The organism is Ornithinicoccus sp. (assembly GCF_057176825.1).
This window is the reverse complement of record NZ_CM169976.1, coordinates 3,739,741-3,760,385: the sequence shown is the minus strand read 5'-3', so window position 1 is coordinate 3,760,385 and position 20,645 is coordinate 3,739,741. Positions and strand designations below refer to the sequence as shown.

Sequence of the window (20,645 nt, the reverse complement as noted above, 5' to 3'; positions counted from 1 at the left end):
GGCGGTTCAGGTCGGTCATGGCGTGCTCCTTGTTCGGTGGGTCGGGAGTCGGTATGCGGAGTGGTCGGGTCGGTCGGTGGTCATCCCTTGACCGCCCCGGCGGTCAGGCCCTTGATCATGTGGCGCTGCAGCACCAGGAAGACGATGAGGATCGGCAGCATGGTGAGCACGGTGCCCGCCATGACGGGGCCCCAGTTGGTCAGGCCCTCGCTGTCCTGCAGTTGGGTCAGGCCGACCGGCAGCGGCGCGACGCTCTCGTCGTCGGCCATCAGCAGCGGCCACAGGTACTGGTTCCACTCGTTGACGATGGTGATGAGGGCGAAGGCGATGAGGGTCGGCCAGGACATCGGCAGCACGACCTTCCAGAGCATCTTCAGCGGCCCGGCGGCGTCCATCTCGGCCGCCTCGATGATCTCGGTCGGCAGCGACACGAAGTGGTTGCGCATCAGGAAGGTGCCGAACGCCACGCCCGCGAGCGGCACGATGATCCCGGTGAAGCTGTTGCGCCACCCCAGCTCGGACACCAGGGCGTAGTTGCTGATCACGGTGATCTGGTTGGGCACCATGAGCGCCGCGATGATGAACAGCAGCACCAGGGTCCGCCCGGGGAAGCGCAGGAAGGACAGCGCGAACGCCGACAGCACACCCAGCGCCACCTGCACCACGGTGAGCACGCTGGTGATGATGACCGAGTTGCGCAGGTAGTCCATGAAGCTGACCCCGGTCCCCACCGCGGAGTAGTTGTCGAGGGTGAGGGGGTTGGGGACCCAGGTCACCGGCACGGTGTAGATGTCCGGTCGTTCCTTCAGCGAGGACGCCAGGATCCAGTACAGCGGCAGTGCGACGACGACCACCACCAGCAGCATCGCCAGGTAGCCGCTGACCTTGCCCAGGGGGTTGCGCCGCTCGTGGGGCGCCAGCGCCGTCACTTTTCCCGCCCCCGCTCCATGACGAAGACCTGTGCCAGGGTCACCAGCAGGAGCGCGATGAACATGATCACGGCGACCGTGGCGCCGTAGCCGGCCCGCTGGTTCACGAACGTCTCCTCGTAGACCTGGTAGACCATCGTCATCGTGCCGTCTCCGAGCGGGCCGCCGCGGGTCATCGTGTGGATCACGTCGAAGACCTGGAAGCTGTTGAGGAGCACGGTGATCAGCAGGAAGAACGTGGCCGGGCGCAACTGCGGCCAGGTGACCGCCCGGAAGCGGGTCCAGGTGGAGGCAGCGTCGATCTCGGCGGCCTCGTCGAGCTCGGGGCGCCGCGCCTGCAGCGCCGCCAGGTAGATGACGAAGGTGTAGCCGAGGTTCTTCCAGACGTAGGTGACGGTCACCATGAACAGCGCCCAGGACGGGTCCTGGTAGAACCGGGGGCTGTCCAGCCCCACCCAGCCCAGCATGTCCTGGAGCAGCCCGAAGGTCGGGTCGAAGACGAACTGGAAGGCCACCCCGACGGCTGCCCCGGAGAGCACGAAGGGGGCGAAGACCATGGACCGCACCCCGTTGCGGCCGAACAGCTTCTGGTCCAGCAGCAGGGCCAGGGCGAGCCCGATCACCATCGACCCGATGACCGCGACCCCCGTGAAGATCACCGTGTTGGTCACCACGGTCCAGCTCTTGGGCGAGGAGAACCACTCGACGTAGTTGTCGAACCCGGCGGGTGTCGCCGTGGGGGAGGAGATGTTCCAGTGCGTGAAGGACAACCGGATGTTGTCGACCAGCGGCCGGTAGGTGAAGACGATGAGCAGCGCCAGGTTGGGCAGCAGGAACGCCGCCGCGATCAGCATGTCCCGGGTCCGCCGCCCAGTCGGGTGGGCCTCCCGCGACGACCGCTTGGCGCGTGGCGGCGCGGTCGGGGTGACACTCACGAGCCCAGACCCTGTCCGCGTGAGGTGGCCCCCGGCAGCACCCCGGGTGAACGGGACGCGGTCGGGGGGTGAACAGGTGCGACGTCAGCAGGTGTGACAGCAGAGGGATTGCGCGGCAGCGTCATCGCTGCGCTCCACCAGTGAGTAGCCCGAACCACGATCGGGAACCCTACACACACTCCGGGGCGGATCGGGGATCTCAGAGAGACCTTTGCCACGGCTTTACCCGGGCAGGGGGAGGGGGCAGAACCGGTCGGGACAGACGAAGCCGCCGGGTGGGGGAGTTGCTCCCCGCACCCGGCGGCCTCGTGGGTGAGTCAGCCGAAGCTGCTCAGGTGTTCAGCACCTCAGTCGTCGGCACCGTCAGCGATGTCGTCCTCGATGCCCTGAGACACCGCGGAGGTACCACCGAGGATGACGACCCGGGTGGCCCCGAGGCGCTCGATCTCGGCCTCGATGCCCTCACCGAACTTGCCGCCCAGGTTCGGGTCGGTGCCCCGGACCAGCAGGACCGGGACGTCCTCGGAGCCAGCCAGCGCGGAGCCGGCCAGCGCGTCGGCGTAGTTGCGACCGGTCGCGACGTAGACGGTCTCGGCGGCCTCGTAGTTGCTGGAGACCGCGATGGCCGTCTGGTAACGGTTGTCACCGAAGATGCGCTCGTCACCACCGACCTGCTCGTAGATCTCCTCGGAGACCGCAGCCTCACCACCGAACACGACGATGTTGGCGTCCGGCACCGTGGCCAGGTAGGCCTCGGTGGCGGCCGGGACCTCGTTGGTCTCGACCAGGACGACCGGGCCGCCCTCACGACCCGCCAGCGCACCGCCGGCGAGAGCGTCGGCGAAGGCGTCGCGGGAGTCGGTGCCGACCGCCACGTAGACGGTCTCCGGGCTGTCGAACTCCGCAGCCAGGTTGGCAGCCGTCTCGTAACGGTTGTCGCCCTGGATCCGGCGCACGTTGTCGGCGTAGTCGGCCAGGTTGGCCTCGATGCCCTCGGACACCGCGGACTGACCACCGAGGATCACGATGTTGCTGGGGGCCAGGGCCTCCAGCTGTGCCCGCACCTGGGTGTGGAACTTCTCGCTGGACAGGTCGTCGTCGTGACCGCGGACCAGGAGGATCGGAGCGGGCTCACCGTCCGGGGTCTCCATGGTGCCGACCAGGCCACCCACGCCGTTGGCCGCTGCCGGAGCACCAGCCAGGGAGTCGGGGTAGTTCTGACCGGTGGTCACGTAGACGGTGTCGACGTCGCCGTAGTGCGTGGAGATCTCCGCGGCGGTGTCGTACCGGTGGTCACCCTCGTAGCGCTCGACCTCCAGGGCCGGGGGCTCCGGGTCGTCCGCGCCGGCCTCGACCAGCGCCAGGGCGTCCAGGCGGCCCTCACCGTAGACGGGGTTGTCCTCGGCGGTGCCACCACACTGGTCGTCGGCGGTGTCGATCGCCGTGCCGTCCAGCAGCTCCTTGGTGCCGTCAACGTCGCCCACCAGGTCCGGGTTGGAGGACCACAGCAGTGCGACGGCGCCCGAGACGTGCGGGGACGCCATCGAGGTGCCGCTGGCAACGCCGTACCCGCTACCGGGGATGGAGGACAGGATGTCCACGCCCGGGGCGGAGATGTTCGGCTTGATCTCGCCGTCCTGGCCGGGGCCACGCGAGGAGAAGTCGGCGATGGTGTTCTCGCTGTCGTACGCACCGACCGAGTAGTTGATGATCCGGCTACCCGGCGAACCGCTGGTCTGGCACTCGGGGCCGATGTTGCCGTTGGCCCACACGCCGAAGATGCCGGCGGCGGCCCAGGCCTCCTGGGTCTCCTCACCGAACGGGTCGTCGTCGGGCACGACGGTGCCCCACGAGTTGTTCACGATGTGGGGGCGCTGGTCGGTGTCGCCCTCGTCGCTACCGACGGGGGTCGGAGCCAGCATCCACTCCATCGAGTCCAGCAGCGCCTCGTCGCTGGGGCAGCAGCCCGCAGCAGCGATCCACTGCGCGTCCGGCGCGACACCGATCTGGTAGTCGCCGCCGTCGTCGCCGACCATCGTGCCGGTGACGTGGGTGCCGTGACCGTCGGTGTCCTCCGGGGTGTCGGACGAACCCGTCGGGTCGAACCAGTTGTAGTCGTGGCTGCCGGTCTCGGTGCCGCGGTAGGCGGCCTCCAGGGCCGGGTGGTCGAACTGGACACCGGTGTCGAGGGTGCCGATGACGACGCCCTGACCGGTGAAGCCCAGGTCCCACACGTCGGGGGCGTTGATGTTCTCCACGCCCCACTCGATGGCGCTCGGCGCCATCTTGCTGGTGGACAGTTCGACCGGCTCGTGCTGGAACACCTCGAACTCGGGGACGATCTTGTCGACGCCGGAGTTCGCGGCCATGGACTGGACCAGGTCCAGGTCGGCCGACTTCACCTTGATGGCGTTGGTGATGAAGAACGAGGAGTACTCCACACCGGCCGCGTCCAGCTCGGCGCGCAGGCCGGCCTGGCTCTCGTCGGCGGTGGCGCGCAGTGCGTCGTAGACGCCCTGCCCGCGCTCCGACCAGGAGAGACCCTGGAACTGTGCCAGGTCGGGCCGGTTGGAGAAGTGGACCCAAACGTCCGCCTCGCCGTTCTTCTCGATGTCCGCGCGGACGTCGCTGCTGACCTTCTCGGCCTCGGCGTCAGCCGAGGGCGACGCGGTTGCGGCGACGGCAGGCAGCGCGCTGGCCACCATGCCGAGGCCGGCGACGGTCGCCAGTACGCGACCCCGCGTCCTCTTGTGTGTGTGTGACACGTTTCCCCATTCCGTTGTACGCCGGGGCCGATCGGCACCCTGTTTGGCACCACCGACGTCCAGCTCGGTCTGGACGCCCCCCATGGACGTCCGAAAGGCAACTTACAGACACAATGTGAGGCCTGACAACCTCTGGTGCGTGGCGGACCCCTGATTCACACCCGTCACTGTGGTAAAGATTCGCCCCGCGAATGGTCAACCGACACAGGGCCTCCTGGGGCTCGAGGGGCGCGATCTCACCCCTCGGGGTAGAACTCACGGACCAGCGGGACGACCTCCTCGATGGAGTCGTAGACGGCGGTCGGGCGGTAGGGGAACCGGTCCACCTCGGCCGCTGTCGTGGACCCCGTCAGCACCAGGATGGTGCGCAGCCCGGCCTCGAGCCCGCTGATGATGTCGGTGTCCATCCGGTCCCCGATCATCACCGTGTGCTCGGAGTGCGCGTCGATGCGGTTGAGGGCGCTGCGCATCATCAGCGGGTTCGGTTTGCCGACGTTGTACGGCGTGACGCCAGTCGCCCGGGTGATCAGCGCGGCGACGGATCCGGTCGCCGGCAGCGGCCCGTCCGCCGACGGTCCCGTCGGGTCGGGGTTGGTCGCGATGAACCTGGCACCGCCGAGCACCAGCCGGATGGCCCGCGTGATCGCCTCGAAGGAGTAGGTGCGGGTCTCCCCGAGGACCACGTAGTCGGGCGAGCGGTCGGTCAGCACATAGCCGACGTCGTGCAGCGCGGTCGTCAACCCCGCCTCACCGATCACGTATGCCGTGCCCCCCTCGCGCTGGGAGTGCAGGAAGCTCGCGGTCGCCAGGGCGGAGGTCCAGATGTTGTCCTCCGGCACGTCGATGCCGCCTGCCAGCAGCCGCGCCCGGAGGTCGCGCGGGGTATAGATGGAGTTGTTCGTCAGGACCTGGAACCGGGTGCCGGTCTCGAGCAGCTGGGCGATGAAGTCGGCCGCCCCGGGCAGGGCCCGCTCCTCGTGCACGAGGACGCCGTCCATGTCGGTGAGCCAGCACTCCACCGGGATGTGTTCGGTCATGGCCCCATCGTGCCAGCAACGGGGGATGGCACCTATCCTTTGGCCCGTGGATGACGACGTGCGACCGGGCAGCGACCACCTGCTGATCTTTCCCGACCGGGAGACCGCCGAGACGATCGCCGAGGACCTGCAGGACGAGGGCTTCGCCCGCGTGCGGGTCGTCCGGGAGGCCGCCCGCACCGAGGAGGACGACGAGGATCACGAGTGGGCGGTCCACGTCCACGACGACCGGTTGCCCGACGCGCCCGGTGGTGCCGCGTTCGAGGGGTTGCGGGAGCGGTTCACCGCACTGGTGGAGGAGCACGGCGGGTGGTACGACGAGGTGGCAGACCCGACTGAGCGCACCTCCGGCGGATGATCTGGGCCATCGCGGCCGCCACCCTGGCGGGCGCGGCGACGATCCTCGGGGGCCTGCTGGCGCTGCACCCGGGGATGCGCCGCCGCGGTCCGCTCGCGGCCGGCCTGGCGTTCGCCGCCGGCATCATGATCGTCCTGTCGGTGGTCGAGATCCTGCCGCTGACCCTGACCACGCTGCGGGACCAGGACGTGGCGGGGGCGGGGTGGTGGATGGCCGGGGCCCTGGCCATCGGGGTCGGCCTGGTCTTCCTCATCGACGCGCTGGTGCCGCACAGCATCAACCCGGCCGACATCGCCGGCAGCGAGGACCGGCAGGGCCCCGCCGACCTGCTGGCCAACCAACGGTTGCTACGCAGCGGGCTCCTGGTGGCCCTGATCGTGGGGGCGCACAACCTGCCGGAGGGGCTGATGACCTTCCTGGCGACCTTGGAGTCGCCGCAACTGGGCGCCACGCTCGTGCTGGCGATCGCGATCCACAACATCCCCGAGGGGCTCGCCGTGGCGGCCCCGATCTTCGCCGCGACCGGCAGCCGCGGGCGGGCCCTGCTCTGGGCGGCCCTGTCCGGTCTCGCCGAGCCGTTCGGTGCCCTGGTGGGGTACTTCCTCCTGCGGGCCCTGCTCCCGGACGAGCTCCTCGTGCTGGCCCTGGCCCTGGTCGCCGGGATGATGATCGCGCTCAGCCTGCGTGAGCTGCTCCCCGCCGCCCGCCGCTACCAGACGCACTGGGGCCAGGGCCTGGGCGGCTTCGCCGCCGGCGGGCTGGTCATCTGGGCCAGCCTCCAGCTCGGCTAGCCTCCCACCCCCCACCAACCCCGCGACCGGACGGGTGGTGTGGCGGTCCAACTCGTCACCGGACGGGTGGTGTGGCGGCCTACCGGCACGGACCGTGGTGTGGCGGCCTAACCCGGCACCGGACGGGTGGTGTGGCGCTTCACGCCAGCGGCAGGTCCTCGGCCGACCGGCTCACCCAGTCGTGCGTCTCGATCACGAGTCGCTCCTGCTCGGTGGGGGCAGGGCCGACCGAGGACAGGTGGCGGGTCGAGGCGTATCCCGTGGACAGTGCGTTGTAGCGCTCCAGCCACCGCTCGGCCTGCCCGACCAAGCCCTCGGCATACGGCCAGGTGATGGTCTTGGCGTGGTGCCCGCAGCGCCACGGCTTGGGGGTGAGCCGGGCGCGGTACGTCTCGTGGGTGGTGCACAACTGGATGTAGATCGGATCGGAGTCCAGGTCGCGCAGCACCTGCTCGGCGGCCGCGGTGCCGGGCGGCAGGTCGCCGCCGGTGACGAGGACGCGCAGGCCCGCGGCGGTGCGGTAGGTGTGCACGCCGAGGTCGGGGTGGGCGTCGGCGAAGGCCTGGATCCGCTGCCGTGCCGACTCCTCCGGGCCGGGGGCCGCGGGCGGGGTCCCCTGCCGGTCCTTCTGCCCCCGCCCGAACAACCGCCCGAGCAGGCCGCCACCGCCGCCACCGCCACCTCGCACCCGAAGAGGCCGAGTCCTCGGGCAGATCGACGTCCGCGATCAGCAGGGCGTCGGTGTTGAGCACTTCCGCGCCGTAGCGGTTGCGGGTGACCACGGCCAGCAGCGCCCCGTCCGGGCCGGTGACCTCGGCCAGGGTCTCCTCCCGCAGCGGCAGCCGCGGGTAGTACTTCTGGCTGTGCAGATCCTCGCCCGCTGCCGCCTTCCGCCGGATCTGGGCGAGACGGTCGGCCGCGACGGCGGCGGCGTCGGCCACCGACGTGGTCGACCACCCCCACACGCGCAGCGCGAGGTCGAGGCCGTGCGGGCCGGGGACGCGGGCGTCCGCGGTGGTCCAGAACCGGGGGATCGGTCGCATAGCCGCCACTGTGACACGCGGACGGGCGGGTGCGGCGGTGCGACGTGCCAGTTCCATTGTGCAGACTGTCCCGGTGACCTCCCGCGCCCTGCACCGTGACGCGCTCGCCGTCCTCACCGCCTGGGTGCCGCCGTCCCCGGAGCAGGCAGGCCTGCGGGACCGCTTCGGCGGCCACCTGTATGACCACTCGGACGGCCTCACCCGCGGGTGCTACCCGGACCACATCACGGCTAGCACGCTGGTGCTGTCCGCCGACGGCCGACAGGTGCTGCTCACGCTGCACCGCAAGGCCGGGCGCTGGTTCCAGTTCGGCGGCCACTGCGAGGAGGAGGACCGCACCCTCGCTGGCGCCGCCCTGCGCGAGGCCGTCGAGGAGTCCGGGCTGCCGGAGGAGCAGCTGGACCTGGACCCCGTCCCGGTGCACCTGGACGAGCACGCCGTGCCGTTCTGCGACCCGAGGGGTGAGGTGCGCCACCTGGACGTGCGCTTCCTGGCCGTTGCCGCACCGGGGTCGACTCCCAGCGTGAGCGAGGAGTCGACGGACGTGCGTTGGTGGCCGGCCCACGACATACCGACCGTGAACGGCGAGCTCCGCGAGCTGGTCGACCTGGCCCGGGCGCGGCTGCGATGAACCGCAGCGGAGGCACCCGGGGGGCCGCGCCGGCCCGGGATCGCTCCGCGCGCCAGGCCCGGAGGCGGGTCGTCGCGCTCGACTGGGCCCGCGGGATGATGATCCTGCTGAACCTGTCGGTGGTGGCGGCCCTCCCACCCCGCTCGGACCAGCTGCGGCACGCCGACTGGCTAGGGGTCACCCTCTTCGACATCGTCTTCCCGCTGTTTGTGGCCCTCTCCGGTTGCGGACTGGCCTTCGCCTACGCCCGCGGGGTGTCCTGGCGCGTCCTGATCCGCCGCTCCGTGGTGCTGATGGCGTGCGGGTTGCTCTACGGCGCGGTGATGGACCGCAGTTTTGCCCTGGACGAGCTGCGGATCTTCGGGCCGTTGCAGCTGTACGCCTTCCTCACCGCGATCGTCGGGATCATGCACCTGGTGGTGCGCAGCCTGCGGGCCTGGGTCGTGGTGACCCTGGTCATGGCGGTGGTCTGGACGGTGCTCTTCTGGGCGGCGCAGGCCGGGTGCCCCACCGGCGGTCCGACCCGCGAGTGCAACCTGTCCGCGGACGTCGACCTGACCCTGATCCCGGTGCAGCACCTCTACCACGGCGGCGCGTCGGGCCACGACCCCGAGGGGATCATCGCCATGGTGGGGGCGCTGCTCACCATGCTGGTCGGTGTCGTCGCCGGCCGGATGGTGCTGACCCTCCGGGAGCCGCGGCGACTGCTGCGGGCCCTGGTCACCTGGGCGGCGCTGATCCTCGTGCTGGGGCTCCTGGCGATGATCGTCGTCGACCCGTTCAAGCGGCTCTGGTCCCCGAGCTTCGCCCTCGTCACCGGTGCCGTGGCGATCGGGATGCTCGCCCTGGGCTACCTGATCTTCGACGCCCCCATCCCGGGGTGGTGGGCCAGGCGCCGCGACACGGTGGCGCAGCCCTTCATCGCGCTGGGCCGCAACGCGCTCATCCTCTACTTCGGCAGCCACGTCGCGTTCAGCTTCATCGTGGGGTCCGACAGCCTGGTCGAGTTCCTGCTCGGGATCGGCTACCCGTGGGGCCACCAGGGGTTCACCTTCCTGGTGCAGTTCGTGCTCGCTTGGTGGGTCGTGGCCATGATGCTGCACCGCCGCGGCATCTACGTGCGGGCCTGACGGTGGCCCGTACCCCGACGGCGACGACCGTGGCGGGAGCCGTCCTCGCGGCCGGCGTCCTGCTGGCAGGCTGCAGCAACGACGGCCCAGCTGGCTCCGCGGACGCCCCGCGCGAGATCAGCTACGTGCTGCTCCCGCACCCGGACGACGAGTTCCAGGTGTGGAGCCAACTGGAGGACCGGGAGGACAGCTACACCGTGTTCGTGCTGCTGACCCGGGGCGAGCAGAGCACCTACTGCGACTCCGAGACCGGTGGGGGCCGCTGGAGCGACACCTGTGCCGAGGCCCGGCTCGCGTCCTGGACCGGCTTCTTCGCGCAGATGGGGGAGCACGACCCCACGCTGCCCGCCTCCTTCCCCGAGGACCCCGAGACCGTCAGCGACCTGGACACCGACGGTGTCGACCTGGGGCGCGACGACGACGGGACGGTGGTGGTGAACCCCGATGCCCTGGTCTGGCACGACGCACAGGACCGGGGGGCGCTGATCGCGTTCGACCTGGGCGACGGCGACCTCAGCGCCGAGGAGGCGGGCTGGGCGGTCGGCCAGGTGCTCGCAGACCCGGGGGCGTTCGGCCTGGTGCCGCAGGCCCCGGACCGCGTCCTCGGCGCCTACTACTACCCCGGGGAGGAGCCCGACTGTTTCCCCTACCCCCACCCCGACCACGCCGCGGTTGCCGAGGTCATCGCCAACGAGGAGCTGGCGCCGGAGCAGTCGTTCGCCACCTGCGGCGCCGACCCGTCCATGGGCGAGGTGCGGGAGTCGCCGGTGAGCGAGGCTGCCGCGGAGGCCGCCTTCGGGTCGGACGGGGCCTTCCCCGAGCACTACGGGTGGCTGGGCGGCTGGGCGCTGGACCGGGAGGGCCAGGGGGAGCTCTTCCACGTGCCGCAGGCCTTCACCGCGGGCGGCGGGCGGTAGGGACCGCGGTCAGTCCCCGGTGCACCGGACCAGGCGAGTCGAGCAACGTGCGGAGCATCCGGTGCCCCTCCGCCTCGAACGGCTCGTCGCCGACCTGGAACGCCCACACGGCCGTCCCGATCGCCTCGCGCAACAGGGTGCGCCGCCAGCCGGGGGTGTCGCGGGGATCGCCGCCGTACCCCTCCAGGAAGGCCGCCTCCAGGTCCGGTCGGTCGACAAACTGCCGCGCGGTGAGGCGGGCGAGGTCGGTGTGGGCGGGTCGCCAGGCCGCGCGCCCGAAGTCGATGACGCGCACCGTCTCGTCCGTGAGCAGCCAGTTGCGCGGTGACCAGTCGCCGTGCGTGGGCACCACCTCGGCCGGGTCGTGCCGGTGCGTGGCGATGATCTCCCGCAGCCGGTCCACCACGGGGGCGGTGATCCGGTGGGTGGCGTCCAGCCACGCCAGAGCGCGGGCGTCCATGGCCGCCTCGTAGCCCTCGTCGACCCGGCTCGATTGCGTATGCAGTGTCCTCAGCAGGGCGCCGGCCTGCCGGTAGACCGCGGGGTCGGCCTCGGCGGGCGTGCCCTCCACCAGGTGCCCCGGCAGGTAGCCGGTCACCAGCAGGTTCAGCGCCCGGTCGGCGTGCAGCAACCGGGGCGCCAGATCCCGCCGGGTCCACGGGGAGAGCATCGTCGCGTGGGCGGTCAGCTCCCGCCCGATGTGGTGGTTGCCGGGGCCGGCGGCCTTGACGATGACGTCGACACCGCCGTGCCGCAACTGCAGCACGGCGGTGTCGACAAGTCCCCAGCTGTGGTCCCGGACCAGCGTGGCCCCGGGCAGCCAGGAGGTCACCGCGGCGCACTGCTCCGGGCTCAGCCCGGGCAGTGCGCCCACGGTGTCGGTCACACGGGGTTCTCGGAGAGCACCGCCGGGCCGATCCAGCGGTCCTCACCGATCTGCAGCCAGCCGGAGGAGTGCAGGTCGCCGGACACCTTGGTGCCGCGCGCCTCGGTGTCGACGATGCCGTACTGCTCGCCGGGGCCGGTGCGCACGTTGGCGGCGTAGTTGGCGCTCACGTAGCGGGTGACGTCGTCCGACGGCGGTGCCGGGTCCTCCGGCGGCGGCGCCGGGGTGCCACCGTCACCGGGCGTGGCGTTCGGGTCCGCGCCGCCGTTGGCCTTGGTCAGGCCGGCCTGCACGGAGCAGACGGGCCAGGCGCCCGGGCCCTGGGTGTGCAGCACCCGGCGGGCGATCGCGATCTGCTCAGACTTGCTCGCCTGGTGGGCGTAGCCGGCGTACTCCTGGCCGCCGAAGCCGACCCAGGTGGGCTGGTAGAACTGCAGGCCGCCGTAGAAGCCGTTGCCGGTGTTGATGTGCCAGTCGCCACTGGACTCACACTGCGCGACGTCGTCCCAGACGCCGGGGTCGTAGGACGAGGCGTTGGCGCTCGCGGCACCGAGACCGACGGCGACGACGGCCGCGGCTCCGGCGCCCACCAGACGGGTGGCCAGACGGCCGCGGGTCCGGGAGTGGGCAGGGGTGTGCGTGGAGCGGTTCATGCAGGATCTCCTCGATGCCGGCGGCGGCCACGCGGGCCGCGGATGACGCCGGCTCTCACGCCTTGCGGGTGAGGTCGGGGGCAGGCCGCACACCGGGTGCAGGGGGCACATCCGGGGCGGCGGTGCGGGCAACGATGCGCGCGACACTGCGCACAACGGCCATCCACGGTAACGGGACTGGCTGGACTTGGCTACCTCCCGGTGTGTCGTGCCAGGTCAGCCGGTCCCCTCGGTGGGGACCCACCAGACCGGTTGGTATGCCGTGAGCCAGGTGGAGCGTTCGCCGTCCCCCGGGTGCCAGGTCGGCCGGGTGCCCGAGATGCGGTCGACGCAGCGATCCGGATCCAGACCCGCCTCGTGCAGCACGCTCTCGGGGACGGGGCGGTCCTCCGCCGTGACGTTGTAGGCGGCGACCATCGGGCCCAGCGGGTGGTCCCGACGCAGCAACAGGACCCCCGGGTCGCGGGTCAGCATCGGCACCGACGGGGTCGCCGCGTGCAGGTGAGGCAGGTCCGTGCGGACCCGGACCAGGTGGGCCAACCCGGCGCGCACCTCGGCGTGGCCTGTGGGGACGGGGGCGCCCCCGCCCGCTTCGCCCCACGGCATACGGGGCCGGTGCAGCCACCGGTTGTCGTCGGCGTGGTCGGGGTCGGCCGTCCCAGTCCCAGTCGTTGGTCAGGCCCGAGCTCGTCGCCCATCCACAGCACGGGCACCCCACCGAACCCCAGGATCACGGCGTGGACCAGCAGCACCCGCCACACGGCATACGGATCCTGCGGCCCCGCCTCCAGCCCGGCGAGCGAGGCCAGCATCCCGGAGGTGCGGCGGTCCCCGGTCGCCTCGTTCTCCTGGAACAGCAGGCCCCGGGCGAAGGACCCCGGGACGTCGCCGGCGTAGAAGTCGGCCAGGTAGCGCCGGTGGGACCACCCGTGCACCCCGAGCGCCGCGGCGTCCCGGTCGTCGATCGCCCAGCCGATGTCGTCGTGACACCGGGCGTAGGTGATCCAGGCCGTGCTGGCCGGGGCCGGCGGGAGCTGCGCGAGCGCGTGCGCGGTGAGGCGCACGTCGCCGGTGGCCAGCATGTTCCAGATCTGCACCATGAGCCCGTTGTGGTAGGCGAGATCGGAGACCTTGCCGTGGTGCCGGCCCTGGCCCAGGTAGGGCAGCAGCTCGCGGGGGCCGACGATCGCCTCGGCCTTGAACAGGACGGCGGGCGCCACGATCCGCGCGACGGTCCGCAGCGCCCGGGTCAGGGCGTGCACCTCCGGCTGGTTCTGGCAGTACGGTGCCCATCCGCTTCCAGGTGAAGGCGATCGCGTCCAGCCGCAGCACCTCGACCCCCTGGTTGGCCAGGAAGCACACGATGTCGGCGTACTCCACCAGGACGTCGGGGTTGGCCCAGTTCACGTCCCACTGCCAGGCGTTGAAGGTGGTCCACACCCAGCGGCCGAGTCGCCTCGTCGAAGGTGAAGTTGCCCGGCGCGAAGTCGGGGAAGACCTCCGGCAGCGTCCGCTCGTAGGCGTCCGGCAGATCGCGGTCGGCGAAGGTGAGGAAGTAGTCGAGGTAGCGCTGCTCGCCGGCCCGCGCCCGCTGCGCCCACTCGTGCTCCGCCGCCACGTGGTTGAGCACCAGGTCCAGGCACAGGCTGATGCCCTCGGCGCGCAGCACCCGGGTGAGGTCGGCCAGATCCACCATGGTGCCCAGGTCCGGGCGCACGCTCCGGTAGTCCTGCACCGCGTAGCCGCCGTCGTTGGGCTTGGGGCGGGGCGTCAGCAGCGGCATCAGGTGCAGGTAGGTGACGCCGAGGTCCTTCAGGTATGCCGTGTGCCGGGCGACGCCGCGCAGGTCACCGGCGAACCGGTCGGTGTAGCAGGCGTAGCCCAGCATCGAGGGCTGTTGGAACCAGTCCGGCCGCAGGCTCCGGGCCAGGTCCAGGGCGTGCAGGTCCGCGGGGCGCTCCCGGTAGGCGCGTTCGGCCAGTGCGAGCAGCCGGTCGGCGACGACGTCCGGGTCCGGGTAGAGCTCGGTGAGGGTCTCCACCAGCTCCGGGCGCCACCGCTCGATCCGGGCGGCGAGGATCTGCTCGGTGTCCATGGCGGCAGCATCCCACCGGAGTGACCTGTCAGACGAGGGCTGCGGCACCCGCTTCTACAGGTCACCCCTGCTCCAGGTCCTGCAGGTACGGGTTGCTGGCGCGCTCCCGGCCGACGGTGGTGTGCGGGCCGTGGCCGGGGAAGACGACGACGTCGTCGGGCAGCGGGAGGACCGCCTGCGCGAGGCTGTGCTGCATCGTCGGGTGGTCGCCGCCGGTGAGGTCGGTGCGCCCGATGGAGCCGGCGAACAGGAAGTCGCCGGTGAACCACACCTGGGAGAAGTCCTCCGGTCCGTCGTAGTCGGCCCGGTAGGCGACGGTGCCCGGGGTGTGTCCCGGCACGTGGTCGACGGTCAGGGTCAGCCCGTCGATCTCGACGCGTGCCCCGGCGACGGCGTCGCGGACCTGCTGCGGCTCCCGGAACCCGCTGACGTCGGTGAGCCCGAGCTGGGCGCGCAGCATCGCGGCCGACTCGGTGGAGATGGCCGCCATCGGGTCGGTGAGCAGGTGCCGGTCGGCGGGGTGGATCCAGACCGGGACCGTATGCCGGTCGGCCACCTCCTGCGCCTGCCACACGTGGTCGAAGTGCCCGTGGGTCAGCAGGACCGCGCGCAGGGTCAGCTCGTGCTCGGCGAGCATCCGCTCGATGCCCTCGGCGCTGTCCTGGCCGGCGTCGATGACGACGCACTCCCGGCCGCGGTCCGCGGCGACGGCGTAGCAGTTGGCGGCCAGCGGCCCGGCGGGGAAGACGGTGATCAGCACGCGGCCCAACCTATCCGGGGTGCCGGGCCGGTCTTCCTCAGCCGTCGGTCAGCCGGCGCAGCATCGAGTCGGCGTCGTCGTTCTCGGGGTCCAGCGCGAGCGCGTGACGCAACCGGTCGAGGGCGGGCTCGCGACGGCCCTCGAGCTCCTCGGCCCACCCGGCCATGAACCAGGCCTGCGAGCAGTCCGGCTGCACCTCCAGCCACAGGTCGAGCACTGGCCGGGCCAGGTCGGTCCGGTGCATCTCGATGACCCCCCAGACACACTCCTCGAAGCCTTCCTCGTCGAGGTCCACGGTGAGCGGCTCGGCAGCTGCCAGCTGGTGGTAACGCTCGGCCGCGGCGGCCACTCCCTCCGTCTCCAGCACCGGACCCAGCGCCACGGTCACCGGCGGGGGCGGCGGGGGCGGCGGGTCTGCGGGTTGGCCCCCCAGCAGCACGTCGAGGGCGGCACGCGTGAGGCCGAACACGGGGGCGGTGTTGGCGTTCACCAGGACGGTGACCCCGATGCCGAGCCCGGGCAGCAGGGCGGTGTTGGTCTGGAAGCCGGGGTCGCCGCCGGCGTGACCGACCACCCGGTGCCCCCGGTAGGAGCCCCAGAACCACCCCAGGGCCATCTCCTCGTGGAAGTCCTCCCACCCCGTGGCCACCTGCTCCCGCCACAGGGTGTCGTGCGTGGCGCGCGACATCAGCCCCTCCCCGCCGGACAGGTGAGCGAGCATCCAGCGCCCCATCTCGGCGGCACTGCTGTGCAGCGTCGAACTGGGGGCGTGCCGCCGGGTGTAGGGGTAGGTCCCCGGCAGCACCCGTAGCGGCAGCCCCAGGTGCGGCGCGGCCCCGAGCCGGCCCGGCACCTGTGCGCGGAGGAAGGTGCTGGTGGTCATCCCGGCCTTGGTCAGCACCCGCTCCCGGAGGGTGTCCTCGAAGGACTGGCCGCTGACCGTCGCGAGCAGGTGGCCGAGCAGTTCGTAGGCGGCGTTGGAGTAGCCGAACCCGGTGCCGGGGTCCTGCTCGAGGGTCCAGCCGGCGACGCGGGCCGCGAACCTGCCGAGTGCGCCTTCGTCGGTCTCCGGCTCGTGCCACCCGTAATCGGTGACGTCCCCGAGCCCGGACTGGTGCGACAGCAGGTGGCGCAGCGTGATCCCGCCGGCCCGGGGGTCCGCCCAGGGCAGGTTCGGCAGGGACTGGGCGACTGGGGCGTCGAGGTCGAGCACCCCCTCCTCGACCAGCTGCAGGGCCGCGGTCGCGACGAAACTCTTGGAGATGGAGGCCAGGTGGAACAGCGTGTCCGCGGTCACCGGCTCCGGGTGGGCTGCGGAACGGTCCCGGACGCCGAGGCCGCGGGCGGTGACCTCGTCGCCGTGCACCAGGCAGACCGCCAGCCCCGGGACGTCCCAGGTCTCGAGGACACGCTCGGCGAAGTCCCAAAAGGATTCCCCGTCCGGCGGGTGGTGCTCCACCTGATCCACGATAGGCCTATTCCGGGCCGGTGCCCAGAGTCCGAAGTTGAGCGGAATAGACTCAACCTTGCAGAGGTTGACGCAACCAGAGATTCGGACGAGCCTGCACACCAGACGGAAGGGGACGGCATACCCATGGATCTGCAGCTGACCACGAGGGCACAGGAGGCCCTCTCCACCGCGGTGCGCGAGGCCGCCGCGGCCGGCCACGCCCAGGTCGAGCCGGCCCACCTGCTGCGCGCGCTGGCCCAGCAGGACGGGACGACCACCGGCCCGCTGTTGGACTCGGTCGGATCCTCCTCCGCCAGCGCGGTCCAGGCGGCGGAGGGCGCGCTGGCCGCGCTGCCGAGCGCCTCCGGGTCCACGGTCGGCACCCCTCAGCCCTCCCGGCAGACCCTTGCCGTCCTCAACGCGGCACAGCAGGAGATGCAGTCGATGGGCGACAGTTTCGTCTCCACCGACCACCTGCTGCTGGCGCTGGCGCGCACCGGGGCGTTCGGGTTGGACGCCGAGGCGCTGGCCGAGCGGATCCCCGCGCTGCGCGGGGGCGCCACGGTCGACTCCGCCGACCCGGAGGGGACCTACGACGCGCTGGGCAAGTACGGCACCGACCTCACCGACGCCGCCCGCGACGGGCGTCTCGACCCCGTGATCGGGCGTGACTCCGAGATCCGCCGCGTGGTGCAGGTGCTGTCGCGCCGGACCAAGAACAACCCCGTCCTGATCGGTGACCCCGGCGTCGGCAAGACCGCCGTCGTGGAGGGCCTGGCCCAGCGAATCGTGGCCGGCGACGTGCCGGAGTCGCTGCGCGACAAGCGGCTCATCGCGCTCGACCTGGGGGCGATGGTGGCGGGGGCCAAGTATCGCGGCGAGTTCGAGGAGCGGCTCAAGGCGGTGCTCGGGGAGATCAAGGCCAGCAACGGCCAGGTCGTCACCTTCATCGACGAGCTGCACACCGTCGTCGGCGCCGGTGCCGCCGAGGGGGCGATGGACGCCGGCAACATGCTCAAGCCGCTCCTGGCCCGCGGCGAGCTCCGGATGGTCGGTGCCACCACGCTGGATGAGTACCGCGAGCACATCGAGAAGGACCCGGCGCTGGAGCGCCGCTTCCAGCAGGTCTTCGTGGGCGAGCCGAGCGTCGAGGACTCCGTGGCGATCCTGCGCGGGCTCAAGGAGCGCTACGAGGCGCACCACAAGGTGGCCATCGCCGACTCCGCGCTGGTCGCCGCCGCCTCGCTGTCCGACCGCTACATCACCGGACGCAAGTTGCCGGACAAGGCGATCGACCTGGTCGACGAGGCCGCGTCCCGGCTGCGGATGGAGATCGACTCCTCCCCGGTGGAGATCGACGAGCTGCAGCGTGCCGTGGACCGGCTCCGGATGGAGGAGCTGCACCTGGACCGCGAGACCGACGAGGCGTCGCGGCAGCGGCTGGACCGGTTGCGTGCCGACCTGGCCGACAAGCAGGAGCAGCTGGCCGGGCTGAACGCCCGGTGGGAGGCCGAGAAGTCCGGTCTCAACCGGGTGGGCGAGCTCAAGGCGCGGCTGGACGAGCTGCGCACCCGCGCCGAGAAGCTGCAACGCGAGGGCGACTACGAGTCGGCCTCCCGGCTGCTCTACGGCGAGATCCCGACCGCCGAGCAGGAGCTCGCCGCCGCCCAGGAGGCCGAACGTGCCGGGGGCGAGGACGACGCGGGCGACCTCATGGTCAAGGACGAGGTCGGCGCCGACGACATCGCCGAGGTGATCTCGGCCTGGACCGGCATCCCCGCCGGCCGGCTGCTGGAGGGCGAGACCGAGAAGCTGCTCCACATGGAGGAGTTCCTCGGCAGGCGGCTGATCGGCCAGACCGGTGCCGTCCGCGCGGTCAGCGACGCCGTCCGGCGCTCCCGCGCCGGCATCGCCGACCCCGACCGACCGACCGGGTCCTTCCTGTTCCTCGGGCCCACCGGCGTCGGCAAGACCGAGCTGGCCAAGTCGCTGGCCGACTTCCTCTTCGACGACGAGCGGGCCATGGTCCGGATCGACATGAGCGAGTACTCCGAGCGGCACGCCGTCGCGCGGCTGATCGGCGCCCCTCCCGGCTACGTCGGCTACGAGGAGGGCGGTCAGCTGACCGAGGCGGTTCGCCGGCGCCCCTACTCGGTGGTGCTGCTGGACGAGGTCGAGAAGGCCCACCCCGAGACGTTCGACATCCTGCTGCAGGTGCTCGACGACGGCCGCCTCACCGACGGTCAGGGCCGCACCGTCGACTTCCGCAACGTGATCCTGGTGATGACCTCCAACCTGGGCAGCCAGTTCCTGGTGGACCCGCTCACCGACCCGGATACCAAGCGGGACCAGGTGATGGCCACCGTGCGGACCGCGTTCAAGCCCGAGTTCCTGAACCGGCTCGACGAGGTCGTGGTCTTCGACGCGCTGACCCGCGAGGAGCTCGCCACCATCGTCGGCCTGCAGGTGGACCTGCTGGCCCGCCGGCTGTCCGACCGGCGGATCGGGCTTGAGGTCAGCGACGCCGCGACCGCCTGGCTGGCGGAGCGGGGCTACGACCCCGCCTACGGCGCCCGCCCGCTGCGCCGCCTAGTGCAGACCCAGATCGGGGACCGCCTGGCCCGGGCGCTGCTGGCCGGTGAGATCCGCGACGGTCAGCAGGTCACCGTCGACGTCGACCCCGACGGCGACGAGCTGCGCCTGGGCTGAGTCGGACGGGCGGCTCTGGCTCGCGTGTCATTTCTCGGGGCCTATGACCCCCTTGATCCTCCACACGAGTTCCGACGCCCACCCCGCGAGTGTCCGGGCCCCCGCTTACGGTGGCCGCGTGGACCCCACGACCCAGGAACTGCGCGAGGCGCACGACGTGCTCGCCGAGCTGTATGCCGAACGGCTGGCCGGCCTGCTGGACCGGATGCCGGTGGAGCAGGCCGTGCTCGGGCTGTTCAGCCAGTTGGTCCGTGAGTCCGGAGCCGGGCGCCAGGTGGGCGACGTCGGCTCCGGGTCCGGTCGACTCGCGCCCTACCTGGCCGGCCAGGGCCTGGCACCGCACGGTGTCGACCTGTCGCCGGAGATGGTGCGGGTCGCGCGGAGAGACCACCCCGCATACCCCTTCGAGGTGGCCGACCTGCGGGCGCTGCCGTTCGCGGACGACGCGCTCGCGGGCGTCGTCTGCTGGTACTCCCTGATGTACCTGCCGCCGCAGGACCGGCCGCAGGCGTTCGGGGAGCTGGCCCGGGTCGTCCGGCCCGGTGGCTACCTGGCCACCGCGTTTAAGGTCGGCGACGACCGCGTGCGCCGGGGCGGGCGGACCCTGGACCTGGGCATCGAGTTCGACATCTACTGGCACTCGCCGGTGGAGATGGAGCGACGGGTCACCGACGCCGGGTTCGAGGTCGTCTTCTGGGGCGGCCGCCCGGCCCGCGACGGCGAGCCGCAGCCGCAGGGTTACCTCGTCGCCCGCCGGGCCGGATAAGTTGAGTCCCGACAGGTCCGCCTCCAGGGAGGGAACGATGATGAGCAGCCTTCACAGTGGCCGGGGACGTGGGCGGGCACTGGCCGCGACAGCCTCGCTCGCCGCGTTGCTGGCCACGGCGGCCTGCAGCGGGGACGGGGAGGAGGACCCCACCGAGGAGACCGCGGAGGTCACGGCCGAGCCGACGCCGGAGGACCGGCTGGGGCAGGCCCGCGAGGTGCTCACCGACGCCGGGTCGGTGTCGTTGGAGATGACCGGCAGCGGCCTGCCGGAGGACCTCGACAACTACATCATCAAGGCGGTCGGCTCTGGGAGCATGGACCCGCCCGCGTTCGAGGGGACGATCACCGCCAACGTCTCCGGCATCCAGGCCGACGTGCCGACCATCGCCTTCTCCGGCGAGCTGCACGTCCAGCTGCCGTTCACCCCCGACTACATCCGGACCAGCCCGGAGGACCTCAACGTCCCCGACCCGGCCAGGCTGTTCGACCCCGAGGAGGGGATCGTCAGCCTGCTCACCACCACCGAGGACGCCGCGTTCGGCGAACAGTCCAGGGAGGGCCGGGAGATCGTGCAGCAGATCACCGGCACCCTGCCCGGCCAGGCCGTGGTCGACCTCCTGGGGGTCGGCGACGCCGAGGGGACCTTCGAGGTCACCTACGGGCTGATCGAGGAGAGCTGGGAGGTGCGCACCGTCACCATCACCGGGCCGTTCTACCCGCCCGCCGAGTCGACCTACGCGCTGACCCTGGACGACTTCGGGGTCCCGGTGACCATCGAGGCGCCCTGA

20 protein-coding genes are annotated in these 20,645 nt (G+C 71.6%); 8 read left to right on the top strand and 12 right to left on the bottom strand.

Annotation, left to right across the window (positions count from 1 at the left end; translation table 11 throughout):
• Positions 1 to 80: 80 nt before the first annotated feature.
• From AC1QRC_RS18685 to AC1QRC_RS18670, 4 genes are all read right to left on the bottom strand, one after another.
• Positions 81 to 929 (bottom strand): carbohydrate ABC transporter permease, encoded by an 849-nt coding sequence (locus tag AC1QRC_RS18685; protein WP_484204725.1) that lies wholly within the window; start codon positions 927 to 929, stop codon positions 81 to 83.
• Positions 926 to 1,864: a carbohydrate ABC transporter permease gene (locus AC1QRC_RS18680; protein WP_484204724.1), complete on the bottom strand. Its 939-nt coding sequence runs from the start codon at positions 1,862 to 1,864 to the stop codon at positions 926 to 928. Before AC1QRC_RS18680 ends, AC1QRC_RS18685 begins: the two co-directional genes overlap by 4 nt.
• A 347-nt stretch (positions 1,865 to 2,211) precedes the next feature.
• Entirely contained in the window at positions 2,212 to 4,629 is a 2,418-nt protein-coding gene (locus AC1QRC_RS18675; RefSeq protein WP_484204723.1) for a cell wall-binding repeat-containing protein, read from the bottom strand.
• 236 nt (positions 4,630 to 4,865) lie between these two features.
• Positions 4,866 to 5,666: an HAD-IIA family hydrolase gene (locus AC1QRC_RS18670; RefSeq protein ID WP_484204722.1), complete on the bottom strand. Its 801-nt coding sequence runs from the start codon at positions 5,664 to 5,666 to the stop codon at positions 4,866 to 4,868.
• Positions 5,667 to 5,712: 46 nt separating this feature from the next.
• Between AC1QRC_RS18670 and AC1QRC_RS18665 the strand changes: the two genes are divergently transcribed.
• Together AC1QRC_RS18665 and AC1QRC_RS18660 are read left to right on the top strand one after the other, a co-directional pair.
• Entirely contained in the window at positions 5,713 to 6,024 is a 312-nt protein-coding gene (locus tag AC1QRC_RS18665; RefSeq protein WP_484204721.1) for a ribonuclease E inhibitor RraB, read from the top strand.
• Positions 6,021 to 6,815, top strand: a complete 795-nt coding sequence (locus AC1QRC_RS18660; RefSeq protein WP_484204720.1) for a ZIP family metal transporter — start codon at positions 6,021 to 6,023, stop codon at positions 6,813 to 6,815. The genes AC1QRC_RS18665 and AC1QRC_RS18660 overlap by 4 nt, the downstream gene beginning before the upstream one ends.
• A gap of 139 nt (positions 6,816 to 6,954) precedes the next feature.
• Here the strand turns inward: AC1QRC_RS18660 and AC1QRC_RS18655 are convergent, their stop codons facing one another.
• Positions 6,955 to 7,503: a hypothetical protein gene (locus tag AC1QRC_RS18655; RefSeq protein ID WP_484204719.1), complete on the bottom strand. Its 549-nt coding sequence runs from the start codon at positions 7,501 to 7,503 to the stop codon at positions 6,955 to 6,957.
• 428 nt (positions 7,504 to 7,931) lie between these two features.
• Here AC1QRC_RS18655 and AC1QRC_RS18650 point away from each other — a divergent pair, with 428 nt between their 5' ends.
• From AC1QRC_RS18650 to AC1QRC_RS18640, 3 genes are read left to right on the top strand one after another with little or no spacing between them, the layout of a single operon-like run.
• Positions 7,932 to 8,489 carry an NUDIX hydrolase gene (locus AC1QRC_RS18650; RefSeq protein ID WP_484204718.1) on the top strand — a complete coding sequence of 186 codons (558 nt, stop codon included), beginning with the start codon at positions 7,932 to 7,934 and terminating at the stop codon, positions 8,487 to 8,489.
• Positions 8,486 to 9,619 carry a heparan-alpha-glucosaminide N-acetyltransferase domain-containing protein gene (locus AC1QRC_RS18645; protein WP_484204717.1) on the top strand — a complete coding sequence of 378 codons (1,134 nt, stop codon included), beginning with the start codon at positions 8,486 to 8,488 and terminating at the stop codon, positions 9,617 to 9,619. Before AC1QRC_RS18650 ends, AC1QRC_RS18645 begins: the two co-directional genes overlap by 4 nt.
• A 29-nt stretch (positions 9,620 to 9,648) precedes the next feature.
• Positions 9,649 to 10,536, top strand: a complete 888-nt coding sequence (locus tag AC1QRC_RS18640) for a hypothetical protein (RefSeq protein ID WP_484204716.1) — start codon at positions 9,649 to 9,651, stop codon at positions 10,534 to 10,536.
• Here AC1QRC_RS18640 and AC1QRC_RS18635 read toward each other — a convergent pair.
• The 7 genes from AC1QRC_RS18635 to AC1QRC_RS18605 form a co-directional block, all read right to left on the bottom strand.
• The gene (locus AC1QRC_RS18635) at positions 10,514 to 11,422 is read right to left on the bottom strand and encodes a phosphotransferase (RefSeq protein WP_484204715.1); all 909 of its coding nucleotides are present in this window, start codon (positions 11,420 to 11,422) and stop codon (positions 10,514 to 10,516) included. The two genes, AC1QRC_RS18640 and AC1QRC_RS18635, sit on opposite strands and share 23 nt — an antisense overlap.
• Positions 11,419 to 12,075 (bottom strand): transglycosylase family protein, encoded by a 657-nt coding sequence (locus AC1QRC_RS18630; protein ID WP_484204714.1) that lies wholly within the window; start codon positions 12,073 to 12,075, stop codon positions 11,419 to 11,421. Before AC1QRC_RS18630 ends, AC1QRC_RS18635 begins: the two co-directional genes overlap by 4 nt.
• Positions 12,076 to 12,291: 216 nt before the next feature.
• Complete coding sequence (locus AC1QRC_RS18625) at positions 12,292 to 12,549, bottom strand: hypothetical protein (RefSeq protein ID WP_484204713.1); 258 nt, start codon at positions 12,547 to 12,549, stop codon at positions 12,292 to 12,294.
• Positions 12,543 to 13,337 carry an alpha-amylase family protein gene (locus tag AC1QRC_RS18620; RefSeq protein ID WP_484204712.1) on the bottom strand — a complete coding sequence of 265 codons (795 nt, stop codon included), beginning with the start codon at positions 13,335 to 13,337 and terminating at the stop codon, positions 12,543 to 12,545. The genes AC1QRC_RS18625 and AC1QRC_RS18620 overlap by 7 nt, the downstream gene beginning before the upstream one ends.
• The gene (locus AC1QRC_RS18615; protein WP_484204711.1) at positions 13,325 to 14,170 is read right to left on the bottom strand and encodes an alpha-amylase family glycosyl hydrolase; all 846 of its coding nucleotides are present in this window, start codon (positions 14,168 to 14,170) and stop codon (positions 13,325 to 13,327) included. Before AC1QRC_RS18615 ends, AC1QRC_RS18620 begins: the two co-directional genes overlap by 13 nt.
• A gap of 61 nt (positions 14,171 to 14,231) precedes the next feature.
• The gene (locus AC1QRC_RS18610; RefSeq protein ID WP_484204710.1) at positions 14,232 to 14,930 is read right to left on the bottom strand and encodes an MBL fold metallo-hydrolase; all 699 of its coding nucleotides are present in this window, start codon (positions 14,928 to 14,930) and stop codon (positions 14,232 to 14,234) included.
• A gap of 37 nt (positions 14,931 to 14,967) precedes the next feature.
• Positions 14,968 to 16,389 (bottom strand): serine hydrolase domain-containing protein, encoded by a 1,422-nt coding sequence (locus AC1QRC_RS18605; RefSeq protein WP_484204709.1) that lies wholly within the window; start codon positions 16,387 to 16,389, stop codon positions 14,968 to 14,970.
• Between the two features lie 135 nt (positions 16,390 to 16,524).
• Here AC1QRC_RS18605 and clpB point away from each other — a divergent pair, with 135 nt between their 5' ends.
• From clpB to AC1QRC_RS18590, 3 genes are all read left to right on the top strand, one after another.
• Complete coding sequence (gene clpB / locus AC1QRC_RS18600; protein ID WP_484204708.1) at positions 16,525 to 19,089, top strand: ATP-dependent chaperone ClpB; 2,565 nt, start codon at positions 16,525 to 16,527, stop codon at positions 19,087 to 19,089.
• 118 nt (positions 19,090 to 19,207) lie between these two features.
• Positions 19,208 to 19,855, top strand: coding sequence for a class I SAM-dependent methyltransferase (locus tag AC1QRC_RS18595; RefSeq protein WP_484204707.1), 648 nt, complete (start codon positions 19,208 to 19,210; stop codon positions 19,853 to 19,855).
• Positions 19,856 to 19,892: 37 nt separating this feature from the next.
• On the top strand, positions 19,893 to 20,645 hold the full coding sequence (locus AC1QRC_RS18590) for an LppX_LprAFG lipoprotein (protein WP_484204706.1): 753 nt from the start codon (positions 19,893 to 19,895) through the stop codon (positions 20,643 to 20,645).

Bases quoted from the DNA above. Each gene is read 5' to 3' on its own strand.
- AC1QRC_RS18670 (WP_484204722.1), bottom strand. From the start codon at position 5,666: ATGACCGAACACATCCCGGTGGAGTGCTGGCTCACCGACATGGACGGC.
- AC1QRC_RS18660 (WP_484204720.1), top strand. From the start codon at position 6,021: ATGATCTGGGCCATCGCGGCCGCCACCCTGGCGGGCGCGGCGACGATC.
- AC1QRC_RS18645 (WP_484204717.1), top strand. From the start codon at position 8,486: ATGAACCGCAGCGGAGGCACCCGGGGGGCCGCGCCGGCCCGGGATCGC.
- AC1QRC_RS18630 (WP_484204714.1), bottom strand. From the start codon at position 12,075: ATGAACCGCTCCACGCACACCCCTGCCCACTCCCGGACCCGCGGCCGT.
- AC1QRC_RS18625 (WP_484204713.1), bottom strand. From the start codon at position 12,549: ATGCTGACCCGCGACCCGGGGGTCCTGTTGCTGCGTCGGGACCACCCG.
- AC1QRC_RS18615 (WP_484204711.1), bottom strand. From the start codon at position 14,170: ATGGACACCGAGCAGATCCTCGCCGCCCGGATCGAGCGGTGGCGCCCG.
- clpB (WP_484204708.1), top strand. From the start codon at position 16,525: ATGGATCTGCAGCTGACCACGAGGGCACAGGAGGCCCTCTCCACCGCG.
- AC1QRC_RS18590 (WP_484204706.1), top strand. From the start codon at position 19,893: ATGATGAGCAGCCTTCACAGTGGCCGGGGACGTGGGCGGGCACTGGCC.